This window comes from Rathayibacter sp. AY1E3, assembly GCF_002932235.1.
GTDB lineage: Bacteria > Actinomycetota > Actinomycetes > Actinomycetales > Microbacteriaceae > Rathayibacter.
The window spans coordinates 283622-296699 of the sequence record NZ_PSVN01000001.1 but is presented as its reverse complement, the minus strand read 5'-3'; the positions used below and the strand labels follow the sequence as shown (position 1 = coordinate 296699).

Sequence of the window (13078 nt, the reverse complement as noted above, 5' to 3'; positions counted from 1 at the left end):
CCCTGGTACGTGAACCGCGGCTCGGCGCTGAACGCCTCATTCGACTCCCTGCGGCTCGTTCATCGATTCAGCTCGGAATGCCGGAGGAAGCGGGGGTCTGCGCGGAGGCGAGCGAGCGTCGCCGCTCTCCTCCCCTTCCCGCCTCGTCCTCGACCTCGGCCTGCAGCGACGAGCGCCTCGTACACGGCGCCGTGCAGCGCTCCCACGAGGGAACGCTCGCGCTTGGACAGGTCGGGTCGCTCCCTCTCTCCGTGCCGGCGCGCTCGCTCGAGGCCCGCCTCCAACGCTGCCGGCGACACGGGGCCGTCGAACAGCTCCACCCAGCCGCTCCCGACCTCCGCGGCGAGGGCCCGCGTCGATCCGGTCGCCGGGACCAGGATCGTCTTCCGCGCGCCGAGGGCGAGCAGCGCGGCTCCGGAGTTGTAGAGGTACTTGTACGGCAGGGTGACGAGGTCCGCGCCTGCCAGGAGCTCGTCCAGCTCGGCGTCGTCGATGTGGCCGAGCCGCAGGTGGACGCGACCGTCGGCTCCGACCGCTCTGCGCACCTCGTCGGCGTACTCGGGGACAGCGGCCGCGCCGGCGATGACGAGTTCGCCGTCGGTGAGTGCGCTGAAGGCCGCGATCAGCTCCTCGAGTCCCTTGTAGGGCCGGATCTGCCCGAAGAACAGGATGCGCCGACCCGCTTCACGGGGGCCCGGGACAGAGGCCGCCTCCGGATAGGCGCCGTGCAGGACGACGACTCCCCGGTCCAGGTCGTTCTCGTCGGACTCGTTCAGATAGATGCGGACGTCCGTGAGCCGGTCCAGCCAGCGCGCGAGGAGAGTCTCGACGGCACTGCCCGATTCGTGCGGTCGGAGGTTGTGCATCGTCACGACGACCGGCGTCCCCGACGCGATCAGCCGGGCGATGAGCCCGAAGGCGAGGGCGGACTTCAGCCAGCGGCGCGGGCCGCGCGGGGCACGGAAGAGGTACTCCGGCCAGTGCACGTGGAAGACGTCGTAGCGCCCGAGAAGGGCACGTCGCCAGGTGAACGCGACCGGTTCCACCGACGCCGGGAACGAACCGACGAGCAGCTCGATGTAGGGGTTGCTCGAGCCGGAGAAGTCCTTCACGGAGAAGAGCGCCCGGATCATTCGCGTGCTTCTCCTTCGTTTGTCTCTTCGGCGGACCGCCCCGGGCACCACGAGACGACCTGGGAGAGGGCACCACGGCCTGTGATCGGACCGCGACACGCCCGCTTCGGCGACGGAGCGGACGACCTCGGCCGGCGAGGGATGGTCTGACGCTACCAGTCGGGTTTCTCGAGGTCCGTCACCCGCCGCCCCCGTCAGAGTTCGGTGATGACGATCTCCGAGAAGCGAGTCACTCCTGCTGTCACCGATCCGAAGGTGAACCGCAGCCGGAAGTGCGTCGCCCACGCAGGAGCGACCCGGTTCCAGGTCGTCTGCTGATAGGTCTTGCGGAAGGGAGCCTGCGCGTTCGCGCCGGCGAGGTCGAGATTCGACACCGGGCGAGCGCTGCTCCGAGCGACGATCGGGATCCCCGACGAGGACACGCCGGTCACGGCGACGAAGGATTCGGACACGTACATCGTGCCCGTCGACGTGGATCCCGCGATGGTGAAGTCGACGCCGTACAGCAGCCCCGCTGTGACGGGGACGTCGATGGAGACCGCCGGACCGGGACCGCCGGCCACTCGGGTCATCAGCAGCTGGTTGCCGCTGGTGGTCAGCGTCATGGACGGGCTGGTGGTGCGGCTCGTCGCGTCGGCGCCGTTGAGGAACGCGTCGACGGGCGCTGCGAGAGAGAAGTTCCCGTCGACGAGCTTGTTCGCCGCCTTCGAATGCAGAATCGACCCCTGCCCCGAACCGCTGCCGTTCCCGTCCGAGGTGACGTGCTGGCTGATGCGGACCTTCGCAGTGCCACCGGCGAGATATCCCGATTTCATCTGCGTATTGAACATCGACAGTTGATGGACCTGGATTCCGCCGCCCCACCCTCCTGCAATGGTCTCGAAGAGGTAGTTGGCCACCGGGACCTGATGGAAGAAGAGGTGTCCGCCTGAGATCGAGATCTGCGCAGCTGTACTCGACCCGGTGACGAACTGCGAGAGCGTGGAGTTCGCGCCGCTCTCGTTGATCTCGATATGCGGCTGGTGCAGGATCACCCGACCCGCGTCGACCTTCACGGCCTGCACGCAGAAGTCGATCGACGTCGAGACGAAGTGCAGCTCGCCGTTCGGGTTGGCGTTGTAGACGCCGAGGGTGCTGGTGCCGATACCACCGCCGATGAACTTGATGTTCTCGCCGTAGTTGACTCTGCCTGCGGGCATGGAAACGGCCGTCCTGCAGCGGAAGATGTGGAAGTTGTAGAAGCTGATCAGGAACGCATCGTTCTCGAAGGACACGCCGGTCCCGAAGCCCGAGATCTCCAGGCCCCAGAGTCCGAGCCCGCGCGTGGTGGCGGCAGTCGTGCTGTCGGTGTTGAACAGGATTCCGGTGCTGGCCGTCGCGGACGCTCCCGGCCCCAGCAGACGGAGTCCGGTGATCGCCGCCCTGTTGTTGGGGTAGCCGGACGTGGCACTGCCGATCACCGTGAGAGCAGGACCGCTGGTGATGGCGGTCGCATTCAGCGGACCGCAGGTGAACTCGAGCGAGATGTACGAGGAGTCGATCACGAGGGTGCGCGTGATCTTGAAGCTCTTCGAGATCGTCAACGTGACCTCTTGGCGAGCGGCGACGAAATAGTCGATCGCGGCGCGGAGCTTGTCCTCGTCAGTGGTCCCGGCAAATTCGAGGTAGTTGTGGATTCCGTTGACGCGGGTCGCAGGTATAGTCTCGTCCGCGGCTTCCGCGGCGGGTGCAGCGACGACGACGGCCGCGGCCGCGGCCCCTCCGTAGCGGAGGAACGTGCGGCGGGATCCGGGTCCTGTTTCGAGAGTCGTCGTCATCTCCTCATGCTCGGATCATCCCGCCATCGGCTGTCGACGGCCGCACCCCCCGACCGCGGAGGGAAGCAGAGGAGACTCTGTCGTTTTCCTGGAACGACGACGCGGATCCATGGTTCCGCCCCTAGAAGGGGGGCCCAAGGGGCGGATCCTTCTTCACGAGCGGCCGCTCTCACAGGATTGCAGGATCAGCAGCTTGCCGAACGCCAGCACCTGGTAGACCACCGCCAGAGTCCACTCGCTCACCCGCCGCGGCTCGTCGACCGAGCCGACCGAGAACGGTGTGCGCAGGCAGCGAGACGCGATCGTGCGGACCCGGGTCACATGCGGAGTGGAGGTCATCAGTGCCACCGAGGTCCAGTCGTACTCCGAGGAGAGCGTGTTCAGCTCGGAGATCTCACCGCCCGTAGTGAACGGGGAGGGAGTGAAGCAGACGACTCTGACCTCCTCGCCGGCATCGCATTCGGCTCGGGCGAACGAACCGTTCTCCAGGCGCGGAGTCGAGAGCACGAGGGTGACATCCCGGTGCTCCTCGAGCAGAGCGAGCGCACGGCCGACCCTGCGATCAGTAGCAGGACCCAGCACCACGAGCGCATCGGCTCCCCCCACGGGATCGAGAACTGGGCGGACGAAGAGGGGCACCGCCACCGCGGCGAGCAGTGCGACGGCGAGGAGGACGGCGAGCCACGTGCGCCAGAGAATCCGCAGTGAGCGTGCGGCGGATCGATTCGGGACGACTCGTCGGAGGATCGTGCCGACCAGCGCCCCGACCGCCGTGCCCGCGAGAACCGAGAGGAGGCCGTACAGCACGCCACCGACCGACGGCGGAGTGACGATCATCTCGACGGTCGACGCCCCCTCGAGCAGCGCGAGCACTCCGAGTGCGGGGACGAAGGGTCGACGGCTGCTCGCCGCCACCAGCGCGGCTGCCGCCGCTGCAGCCGGTGAGGCGAGAGCGCAGACTGCGATCCCTTCTCCACCCAGGGCGTGGACGAGACCAGTCGGATCATGGGAGCGGGCGATCCGGACGAACTGCCGCGAGGAGTCCGATCCGAAGGGATCGGCGCAGACGAGCAGGAGCAGAAAGGCGAGGACCGCCGTGGTCCCGGCGACCCGCAGGCGCCACCGGCTCACCGGAGCCTCCCCGGCCGACCGTGTCACGCCCAGCAGCCCGCCTCCGCGGACGCGAGGCGATCGCGCTCGCGTACGCGCCTGAGGACGGGAAGGACGGGGAGGTCCGAGAAGAGCGTCACAGGAGCGAACACTACCCAGGGGAAGGGACGAGGAGGACCTGAGCGGTCGGGCTTCCGCCGGATCCTCGCCGGCGGGTGGCACGCCGACAGGAGACGATGCGCAGGACTGCGGGTGGACGGGATCGCGACTCCGCCTCAAGCCCTCCGGGCCGGCCTCCGAGCCCGACGCCCCCGGGACCGCGTCCCCGGCGCCGCCTAGTCGTTGCCGAGGATGACGATGGCGGCAGTGGGGGGAAGCGCGTCCTCGTGATAGCGCTCGATCTCGTCGATGGCGATCGGGTCGGCCTGCTGGAGGAACTGGGTGAGGCGGGTGACCTCCTCGGTCTCGCCGATCGAGTCGGCGGCGCGGCGGAGGGCGTAGAGGGAGAGCAGGAATCCGCGGTTGGGTCCGTGACGCCAGGGGATGGGGCCCTGGCCGCGCCAGCCGGCTCCGCGGAGGAGGTCGAGGCCGCGGTGGTAGCCGACGCGGGCGTAGGCGTAGGAGGGGAGGGCCGCGTCGATGCCCCAGACGCTGTCGGCGAGCAGTGCCCAGGCCAGCGGGGAGCGCGGGTGGGCGGCGGCGAGGGCGGCGAATTCGACGGCTCCCGGGTTCGCGTGCTTCGCGAGGGCCGCGGTGACCGCGGGCTCGTCGGGGAGGAGGGTCGGTTCGGGGCCCAGCAGGTTCTCGCCACTCATGCCTCCCAGGCTATCCCGCTCGCGGCTGTGCGGGTCCGGGGTCCGGCCGTCCGGCGCACGGCGGTCGTCCCTCCACAGGGGCATCAGCGGAGGGAGCCGGGCGGTTCGCCGGTCGTCGCCGTCGTGCGCGGGGGTGCCGCCGATAGCATCGACCCATGGCGACGAACCGCAGTGAAGTCGAGGCCTGGCTCACGGACATGGACGGCGTGCTGGTGCACGAGAACAAGGCGCTCCCCGGCGCGCCCGAGCTGATCCAGGAGTGGACCGATTCGGGCACGCCGTTCCTGGTGCTGACGAACAACTCGATCTTCACGCCGCGGGATCTGGCGGCGCGGCTGCGCGGGTCGGGGCTGCACGTGCCGGAGGAGCGGATCTGGACGAGCGCTCTGGCGACGGCGGACTTCTGCGCGTCGCAGAAGCCGGGCGGGAGCGCGTTCGTGATCGGCGAGGCGGGGATCACCACCGCGCTGCACGAGGCGGGCTTCATCATGACGGAGACGGCGCCGGACTACGTGGTCGTGGGCGAGACCCGCAACTACAGCTTCGAGGCGATCACGAAGGCGATCCGCCTGATCGTCGCGGGTGCGCGCTTCATCGTCACCAATCCCGATGCGACGGGGCCGAGCGCCGAGGGCGTGCTCCCGGCGACGGGAGCTATCGCGGCGCTCATCACGAAGGCGACGGGCAAGGATCCGTACGTCGTCGGCAAGCCGAACCCGATGATGTTCCGCTCGGCGATGAACAAGATCGGCGCGCACAGCGAGAACACCGGGATGATCGGCGACCGGATGGACACCGACATCGTCGCGGGCATCGAGGCGGGCCTGCACACCGTGCTGGTGCTGACGGGGATCAGCGACGAGGCCGAGATCGAGCGCTATCCGTTCCGCCCGGACGAGGTGCTGAGCGGGGTGCACGAGCTCCTGTCGTCGGAGCCGCTGGAGTCGGAGTTCCCGCCGGATTCGGCGGTCTGAGTCCCGGCGGCCCGGCAGTGGGTCGGGCGCCGGTTCCTGACACGGCACCGCGGCTCGCGGGGGTCAGAAGCGGACGTGCTGCAGCACCCAGGCGTGCATCGCGACGGCTGCCGCCGCCGAGGCGTTGATCGACCGGGTCGAGCCGAACTGCGAGATCTCGAGCACGGCCTCCGAGGCGGCGATCGCCTCCTCCGAGAGGCCGGGTCCCTCCTGCCCGAACAGCAGGAGGCAGCGCTCGGGGAGCCGGTAGGTCTCGAGCGGAACGCAGCCGGGGACGTTGTCGACGGCGAGGAGGGGCACGTCCGCCTCCGCGGCCCACTGCACGAGGTCGGCCACCGTCTCGTGGTGCTGGACGTGCTGGTAGCGGTCGGTGACCATCGCGCCGCGCTTGTTCCACCGCCGCCGGCCGACGATGTGGACGCCCTCCGCGCCGAACGCGTTGGCGCTGCGGACGATCGAGCCGATGTTCATGTCGTGCTGCCAGTTCTCGATCGCGACGTGGAACGGGTGCCGCGTGCGGTCGAGCTCCGCGACGATCGCGTCCATCCGCCAGTAGCGGAAGCGGTCGACCACGTTGCGCGCGTCGCCGCGCTCCAGCAGCTCCGGGTCGAGGCGGTCGTCCTCGGGCCGCTCGCCCTGCCAGGGGCCGACGCCGTTCGTGGTGAGCTCCACGGAGGCGGTGGGTCCGGTCGCGGGGGTCGCCTCGTTCTCCTGCACGACGAGCGATCCTACTGGGCGCTCCGCGGCTCGGCCGGGTGCACCGGGCCGGTGCCCGGCGGCATCCTCCGAGGCCCGAGCGACGGCGCGCGTCAGGCCGCGGGGGTGCCGGCGAGGGAGCCGGTCAGCTCGCCGCCGCCCGCCCGGTCGACGAAGCAGTAGTAGCTGCGCTCGCCCGCGTCCCACTGCTCCTGGGTGACGGGGAACGCACCGGCGACCTGCACGTCGCCGTAGGTCTCGGCCGCGGCGACGTCCACGACGCCCTGCGCCTGGCAGAGCGAGGAGACGGTGACGGCCAGGGCGTCCTGGCCGGGGAACGCCGCGTCGGTCAGCTCCGCGGTGGAGACGAGCTGGGCGGAGTGGGCCCCCGCGCAGTCCACGACGGTGAACTCCTCCGCCCAGACGGAGTCGAAGGGCTCGACGCACTCGCCGCCGAGGAGCGCGCTCCAGGCCCAGGTGCCGACGGGCAGCGGTCCGACGGTCGGGAGGGTCGCGGTCGGCGTGGGCGAGGGGGTCGGCTCCGCCGTGGGCGTCTCGCTGACGACCGGGACGGCCTGCGGCTCTGCTCGGCCGCCGGCGCTCCCGACGGCGATGCCGATCGCGAAGAGCCCGGCGAGGAGGATCACCGCACCCGCCGCGATCAGGCCGATCAGGAGCCGGCGTCGGCTGAGCGTGCGCCACGCGGGCGCTGCAGCGGGCGCCGAGTCGCGTTCGCGGCTCTCGGGTCGGGACCGGGCGGAGCGGCGCTTCCGCGGCGGAGCGGCGTTGACGTGGGCGGCCGCGGGAGCGGTACGGAAGGGCGCGGGCTCGGCGCGGTCGGCGGGCTCGGCGGCCGGCTCGAGGTTCCACGAGTAGGCGCCGGCGGTGTCGCGCCACAGCTCCTCGTCGCCGCCGTCCTCGTCGGGCTCGTCATGCGGAGCGACGACCTGCTCCCAGACGGGCGGCTGGTCCCAGTCCCCGCGCGGGTCGGGCCACTCGTAGACGGCGGGCGGAGTCGGCTCGCGCGGAGTCGGCGGGGTGGCGCCGACCGGGCGTCCGTCGGCGGGGGAGGGGACGCCGGAGCGGCCCGCCGGGTCGACGTCGGTCGAGGATCCGGCATCGGGCTCGTTGTCCGGCCGGTGGGCACTGCGCAGTCCGGCGGGGGCGGTCGGCAGGTCGGCGGGAGGGTCGGTGTGCGGCAGGACCGGGCGCACGGAGTCCGCCCCGCGGCGGTGCACCTCGGTGCGGCCGGCAACGGCGGAGGCGTCGGAGCCGGAGCCGGAGCCGTCGGCATCGTCGTCGCGGAGGGGAGCGAAGAACGCGTCGAAGGCGTCCTCGTCGGACACGTCCGCGTCGGAGGCACTCGTGTCGCGGGCAGGCGTCCCACCGGCACCGGTCTCGCGGGCACCCGTCTCGCTGGCACTCGCCTCACGGGCACCCGTCTCGGGCGCTCCCATGGCGCGGGCTCCCGTGTCGTCGCCCGGAGAGCTCCGTCCCTCGGCGGGGACGCCGTCGCGGCCGGAGGAGCGCTCCGGCTCCGCGACCGTTCCGCGGTCGGCGTCGGCGTCCTGCTCCTCCACCCGAGCGGAGTCGTCCGCGGGGTTCGGGAGGTCGCCGCCGTCCTCCTCGGCGGCGGGCGTCACACTCAGCACGGGCTCCCCCGGCCACAGGCCGACCGGAGCGGCAGGGGCACGGCGCGGCGCAGCGTCGGAGTCGGAGTCGCCCGAGGACGGTCCGGCCGCGTCGGCGGAGGAGGCCGACTCGCTCGCAACGCTCCGCTCCTCCGCTGACGCGTGGGCCTCGTCGGCTGCGGGCTCAGCAGGACCGGACGTCCGCTCCGCGCGCGACTCCTCCACGGGAGGGACGGGGCGGGGCGAGTCGAAGATGCTCTTCAGGCGGCCGCCGCTGAGCTGCTGGAGCAGCCACTCGCTGCTGCCGACGGGACGCTCCGGCTCGGGTCGCTCCGGCTCGGCACGCTCCGGCTCGGCACGCTCCGGCTCGGAGGTCTCCGATCCGGCAAGCTCGGGCTCGCGGCCCTCCGGCTCCGGGTGCTCGCCGCCTCCCGGGCCCCCGCCGCGTCCCCCCTCGTCGACCATCAGCTCAGGCCGAGGTCGGCCAGACCGATCGCGGCGAAGTACGGGTAGCCGGCGTCCTCGATGATCTCGCGGGCACCGGTCGCGCGGTCGACGACGACGGCGACTCCTGCGATCTCGGCGCCGACCTGCAGCAGGGCCTCGATCGCCTTCAGCGGCGAGCCGCCGGTGGTGGACGTGTCCTCGACGACGACGACGCGCTTGCCCTCGAGGTCGGGGCCCTCGACCTGCCGGCCGCGGCCGTGGTCCTTGGGCTCCTTGCGCACGACGAACGCGTCGTAGGCGAGACCGCGGGCGGCGCCCTGATGGAGGATCGCGGCGGCGATCGGGTCGGCTCCCATGGTGAGGCCGCCGACGGCGTCGACGCGCTCGATGGGCGCGATGAGGTCGAGCATGACCTGCCCGATCAGCGGCGCGACGCGGTGGTCGAGGCTCACGCGGCGCAGGTCGACGTAGTACGACGCCTTCTTGCCGCTCGTGAGGGTGAAGTCCCCGTGGAAGACGGCGTCGGAGCCGATGTACTCGATGAGCTGCTGGCGTGCGTCGGTCACGCGCCTACTCTACGGGGCGACCCCTCCCCCGCTCGGGAGCGCGCCCGCTGCGGCGTGCTCGCCCGCCTTGTCCCCTCCTCCGCGGAACTGGGTCATGTACAGCTCGTAGTAGGCGCCGCGCTGCTTCAGCAGCGCCTCGTGCGCGCCCTGCTCGACGATCCGGCCCGACTCCATCACCAGGATGGTGTCGGCGTCGCGGATCGTGGAGAGCCGGTGCGCGATGACGAACGAGGTCCGGTCGGTGCGCAGCGCGTTCATCGCGTGCTGCACGAGCAGCTCCGTGCGGGTGTCGACCGAGGAGGTGGCCTCGTCGAGGATCAGCAGCGACGGGTTCGCGAGGAACGCGCGCGCGATCGTGATCAGCTGCCTCTCGCCCGCCGAGACGCTGCCGCCGTCGGCGTCCAGCACCGTGTCGTAGCCGTCGGGCAGCTGGCGCACGAAGCGGTCGACCATGGTGGCCTTCGCCGCGTCGACGATCTCCTCGTCGGTCGCGTCCAGGCGCCCGTAGCGGATGTTCTCGCGGATGGTGCCCTGGAAGAGCCACGCGTCCTGCAGCACCATGCCCACGCGCGAGCGCAGATCGCCGCGCGCGAGGCTCGTGATGTCGACGCCGTCGAGCAGGATGCGCCCTCCGGTGAGCTCGTAGAAGCGCATGACCAGGTTGACCAGCGTGGTCTTGCCGGCGCCGGTCGGACCGACGATGGCGACCGTCTGCCCGGGCTGCGCCGAGAAGGTCAGGTCCTCGATCAGCGGCTGCTCCGGGTCGTACGAGAACGAGACGCCCTCGAACTCCACGTGGCCGTCGGTGCGCTGCGGGAGCGACGCGGTCGCCGTCTCCGGCTCCTGCTCCTCGGCGTCGAGCAGCTCGAACGTGCGCTCGGCCGAGGCGACGCCGGACTGCAGCATGTTCGCCATGCTCGCCAGCTGGGTCACCGGCTGGGTGAACTCGCGCGAGTACTGGATGAACGCGGTCGCGTCGCCGAGCGTCAGCTGACCGGAGGCGACCCGCAGGCCGCCGACCACGGCGATGAGCACGTAGGAGAGGTAGGAGACGAAGGTCATCGCGGGCATGATCATGCCCGAGACGAACTGGGCGCCGAACGAGGCGGTGTAGAGGCTGTCGTTGCGGCGGTCGAACTCCTCGAGCATCTCGCGGTCGCGGCCGAAGGCGCGGACGATCTCGAGCCCGGAGAAGGTCTCCTCGATGTGGCCGTTGAGCGCGCCCGTGTTCTTCCATTGGGCGGCGAAGAGCTTCTGGGAGCGGGCGCCGATCACGCCCGCGATCACGCCCGAGAGCGGGATCGAGATCAGCGCGATCAGCGCGAGCTGCCACGAGACGATGAACATCATCGCGGCGATGCCGATGATGGTGAGCACCGACTGCACCAGCTGCGAGAAGGCCTGCTGCAGCGCCGTCTGGATGTTGTCGACGTCGTTCGTGACGCGCGACATCACGTCGCCGCGCTGCCGGGTGTCGAAGAAGCGCAACGGGAGGCGGTTGAGCTTGGCCTCGATGTCCTGGCGGAGGTCGAAGACCACCCGCATCACGAGGCCGTTGAGGATGTAGCCCTGCGCCCACATGAGCACCGACGCGACGACGTACATCAGCAGCACGATGATGATCAGGCGGCCGAGGACCACGAAGTCGATGCCCGCGCCGGGCACGATGTCGGTCTTGGCCAGCATGTCGGCGAAGGTGCCGTTGCCCGAGGCGCGCTGCTGCTCGATGATCTGCTCGAGCGGGACGCCGGCGGGGAGCTGCGAGCCGATCACGCCGTTGAAGATCGTGTCCATCGCCTGCCCGAGGATCTTGGGCGCGATGACGGTGAGGACGACCGACAGCGAGACCAGGGCGACCACGAGGACCATCCGGGCGCGCTCGGGGCCGAGCAGCGAGAAGAGGCGCTTGGCCGAGGGCCAGAAGTTCTGCGCCTTGCGGGCGGGCGGCCCGTCCCCGAACATGCCGCCGTCGCCCTCGCCGGGCTCGAACTCGGGCTCGGGGGACGTCGTCTCCTCGGGGGCGGTGGTGTCGCGTGTGCGCGCCATCTCAGGACACTCCTTCGACGCTCAGCTGGGATTCGACGATCTCGCGGTAGGTCGCGTTCGTCTCGAGGAGCTCGTCGTGCGTGCCGCGGCCGACGACGCGGCCCGCATCGAGCACGACGATCTGGTCGGCGTGGCGGATGGTCGACACCCGCTGGGCCACGATGATCACGGTCGCGTCGGTGGTGGCGTCGGCCAGCGACTCCCGCAGCCGCGCATCGGTCGCGACGTCGAGCGCCGAGAACGAGTCGTCGAACAGGTAGACCCGCGGCTTCGCGACGAGGGCGCGCGCGATGCAGAGCCGCTGGCGCTGCCCGCCGGAGACGTTGGTGCCGCCCTGCGAGACCGGCTCGTCGAGCCCGTGCTCCTTGCTCCGCACGAAGTCCTCGCCCTGGGCGATGCGCAGCGCCTCCCACAGCTCGGCGTCCGTCGCGTCGGGGCGGCCGAAGCGCAGGTTCGAGGCGATCGTCCCCGAGAAGAGGTAGGGGCGCTGGGGCACGAGCCCGATCACCTCGGCGAGCTGCGCCCGGTCGAGGGAGGAGACGGGCACGCCGTCGATCGTGACGGTGCCCTCCTGCGGGTCGAACAGGCGCGGCACGAGGCCGAGCAGGGTGGTCTTGCCAGCGCCGGTGGAGCCGACGACGGCCGTGGTGCGGCCCGGCTCCGCGACGATGTCGATGCCCGAGAGCACGGGGCGCTCGGCCCCCGGGTAGCCGAAGACGACCCCGGAGAACTCGACGCGGCCGCGCGCGGGCGTCGGGACTCCGCCCTGGGGCGTGGTGAGGCTGGTGCGGGCGTCGAGCACCTGCTGGATCCGCTCGGCGCAGACGACCGCGCGCGGGATCATCATCACCATGAAGACGCCCATCATCACGGCGGTGAGGATCTGGAGGAGGTACTGCAGGAACGCGGTGAGCGAGCCCACCTGCATCTGACCGGCGTCGACCCGCTGCCCGCCGAACCACAGCACGGCCGCGGTGGCCAGGTGCAGGATCATCATGATCGCGGGGAACATCAGCACGAAGATGTTGCCGACCTTGATCGACACCTCGGTGATCGCCGCGTTGGCCTTGCGGTACCGCTCGGACTCGAACGGCTCGCGCACGAAGGCGCGCACCACGCGGATGCCCGTGATCTGCTCGCGGAGCACGCTGTTGATCCCGTCGATCCGGTCCTGCATGAGGCGGAACAGCGGCAGCAGCAGGAACACCAGGAAGCCGACCACGACGAACAGCAGCGGCACCGACACCCAGACCAGCCAGGAGAGGCCGGCGTCCTCGCGCAGGGCGAAGACGATGCCGCCGACGCACATGATCGGCGCGGAGACCATGAAGTTGAGGGTCATCAGCACGAGCATCTGCACCTGCTGCACGTCGTTCGTGCCGCGGGTGATCAGGGTGGCCGTGCCGAAGCCGCCGACCTCGAGCCCGCTGAGCGAGTCGACGCGGCGGTAGACGTCGCGGCGCAGGTCGCGGCCGACGGACATGGCGGTGCGGGCGCCGAAGTACACGGCTCCGATCGCCGCGGCGACCTGCACGACGCAGACGCCGAGCATGGTCATGCCGGTTCCCCAGATGAAGTCGGTGTCGCCGCGGCCGATGCCCTGGTCGATGATCTCGGCGTTGAGGCTCGGCAGGTAGAGCGCGGCGAGCGTCGCGACGAGCTGCAGCACGACGACGGCGGCCGCCCAGCGCGCGTAGGGCTTCGCATAGGCGGAGGCGAGGCGGAGCAGGATCATGGGTCCTCCGGAGGGGCGGAGCAGGAGCGGGAGGGGAGGGGACCGGGCTGGGGAGCGCGGAGCGCCGGGGAGCCCGTCGGGCCCGCACGGCGCGGGCGACGGCGGCGT

Annotated in this window: 10 protein-coding genes; 1 reads left to right on the top strand and 9 read right to left on the bottom strand. The window is 71.1% G+C overall.

What is annotated here, in order from left to right; translation table 11 throughout:
• Positions 1–59: 59 nt before the first annotated feature.
• The 4 genes from C5C53_RS01450 to C5C53_RS01435 form a co-directional block, all read right to left on the bottom strand.
• A complete protein-coding gene (locus tag C5C53_RS01450) occupies positions 60–1133 on the bottom strand; it encodes a glycosyltransferase (protein WP_104266613.1) in 1074 nt (357 codons plus the stop codon).
• 194 nt (positions 1134–1327) lie between these two features.
• Positions 1328–2950 carry a twin-arginine translocation signal domain-containing protein gene (locus tag C5C53_RS01445; RefSeq protein ID WP_104266612.1) on the bottom strand — a complete coding sequence of 541 codons (1623 nt, stop codon included), beginning with the start codon at positions 2948–2950 and terminating at the stop codon, positions 1328–1330.
• A gap of 153 nt (positions 2951–3103) precedes the next feature.
• Positions 3104–4081 carry an ElyC/SanA/YdcF family protein gene (locus C5C53_RS01440; protein WP_104222799.1) on the bottom strand — a complete coding sequence of 326 codons (978 nt, stop codon included), beginning with the start codon at positions 4079–4081 and terminating at the stop codon, positions 3104–3106.
• 314 nt (positions 4082–4395) lie between these two features.
• On the bottom strand, positions 4396–4875 hold the full coding sequence (locus C5C53_RS01435) for a DUF3151 domain-containing protein (RefSeq protein WP_104266611.1): 480 nt from the start codon (positions 4873–4875) through the stop codon (positions 4396–4398).
• Positions 4876–5030: 155 nt separating this feature from the next.
• Here C5C53_RS01435 and C5C53_RS01430 point away from each other — a divergent pair, with 155 nt between their 5' ends.
• On the top strand, positions 5031–5849 hold the full coding sequence (locus tag C5C53_RS01430) for an HAD-IIA family hydrolase (protein WP_104225721.1): 819 nt from the start codon (positions 5031–5033) through the stop codon (positions 5847–5849).
• Positions 5850–5912: 63 nt separating this feature from the next.
• Here the strand turns inward: C5C53_RS01430 and C5C53_RS01425 are convergent, their stop codons facing one another.
• The 5 genes from C5C53_RS01425 to C5C53_RS01405 all read right to left on the bottom strand — a co-directional run bounded on the left by C5C53_RS01425 (position 5913) and on the right by C5C53_RS01405 (position 12970).
• Positions 5913–6566 (bottom strand): TrmH family RNA methyltransferase, encoded by a 654-nt coding sequence (locus C5C53_RS01425; RefSeq protein WP_104250680.1) that lies wholly within the window; start codon positions 6564–6566, stop codon positions 5913–5915.
• Positions 6567–6658: 92 nt separating this feature from the next.
• Positions 6659–8641 carry a septum formation family protein gene (locus tag C5C53_RS17540; RefSeq protein ID WP_104266610.1) on the bottom strand — a complete coding sequence of 661 codons (1983 nt, stop codon included), beginning with the start codon at positions 8639–8641 and terminating at the stop codon, positions 6659–6661.
• Positions 8641–9189 carry an orotate phosphoribosyltransferase gene (gene pyrE / locus C5C53_RS01415; protein ID WP_104266609.1) on the bottom strand — a complete coding sequence of 183 codons (549 nt, stop codon included), beginning with the start codon at positions 9187–9189 and terminating at the stop codon, positions 8641–8643. Before pyrE ends, C5C53_RS17540 begins: the two co-directional genes overlap by 1 nt.
• A gap of 9 nt (positions 9190–9198) precedes the next feature.
• Positions 9199–11235, bottom strand: a complete 2037-nt coding sequence (locus C5C53_RS01410) for an ABC transporter ATP-binding protein (protein ID WP_104266608.1) — start codon at positions 11233–11235, stop codon at positions 9199–9201.
• Position 11236: 1 nt separating this feature from the next.
• Complete coding sequence (locus tag C5C53_RS01405; protein WP_104266607.1) at positions 11237–12970, bottom strand: ABC transporter ATP-binding protein; 1734 nt, start codon at positions 12968–12970, stop codon at positions 11237–11239.
• Positions 12971–13078: the final 108 nt, after the last annotated feature.

Bases quoted from the DNA above. Each gene is read 5' to 3' on its own strand.
- C5C53_RS01450 (WP_104266613.1), bottom strand. From the start codon at position 1,133: ATGATCCGGGCGCTCTTCTCCGTGAAGGACTTCTCCGGCTCGAGCAAC.
- C5C53_RS01445 (WP_104266612.1), bottom strand. From the start codon at position 2,950: ATGACGACGACTCTCGAAACAGGACCCGGATCCCGCCGCACGTTCCTC.
- C5C53_RS01435 (WP_104266611.1), bottom strand. From the start codon at position 4,875: ATGAGTGGCGAGAACCTGCTGGGCCCCGAACCGACCCTCCTCCCCGAC.
- C5C53_RS01430 (WP_104225721.1), top strand. From the start codon at position 5,031: ATGGCGACGAACCGCAGTGAAGTCGAGGCCTGGCTCACGGACATGGAC.
- C5C53_RS17540 (WP_104266610.1), bottom strand. From the start codon at position 8,641: ATGGTCGACGAGGGGGGACGCGGCGGGGGCCCGGGAGGCGGCGAGCAC.
- C5C53_RS01410 (WP_104266608.1), bottom strand. From the start codon at position 11,235: ATGGCGCGCACACGCGACACCACCGCCCCCGAGGAGACGACGTCCCCC.
- C5C53_RS01405 (WP_104266607.1), bottom strand. From the start codon at position 12,970: ATGATCCTGCTCCGCCTCGCCTCCGCCTATGCGAAGCCCTACGCGCGC.